The following is a 618-nucleotide window of genomic DNA, read 5'->3' on the forward strand; positions in this document are numbered from 1 at the left end:
TTCGCCGCAACTCCAGCTTCCAGCTCGGCAGCCAGGCCGGTCAATTCGGACAGCAGCACGTCGCTGTCGCGCCGTTCCACCAAGCTCGTACACATCTCGTCGGTGATCGCCGCAAGGCGCGACTCCATGCGTCGCAGCTCCGACGTCATCGATCGTGTCAACGGCAGGGACAGCAACGCCAAGGTACGGTAGGTCTCGATCTCCAGCAGACGTTGAGCCAGCGCACCCGCCCGCGCCGGGGTCAAATCGCGGGCCAGGACGAGGATCTGCGTCAGGCCATCCTCATCCTGTCGGAAGTCGGTCAGAATGGCGGCAGAGCCGTTCTCCACCAGCGAGTAGCACAGGCTGGCAGGATCGAAGCGATCGGCCTCCTTCTCCGTTTCCGGCGTCCACGGAAGAAGTCTCAAACGGATGCCGGATACGACCGGGCCGGGAGGCACAAATCCATGCCTGAACGGGTTTTCGCCGCACGGCTCTCCCGTCTCGGAATCCAGCGAAGCGCACCAGGGATACGTCGAGAACTCGGTGTGCTTTTCACAGTGCAGGTCTCCTTCGTCCCATGTCACGCCGTGAAGCGGCGTAGCATGGTCGGGTTCGGCAACGCCGAAGCGATGAGAC

1 protein-coding gene is annotated in these 618 nt (G+C 63.1%); it reads right to left on the reverse strand.

The annotated features are described in order from the left end of the window. On the reverse strand, positions 1-618 hold a 618-nt coding region (locus tag AC3XQU_RS22775), incomplete at both ends, for a DUF3422 family protein (RefSeq protein WP_489876439.1).

The organism is Telluria sp. AZSoR62 (assembly GCF_058111565.1).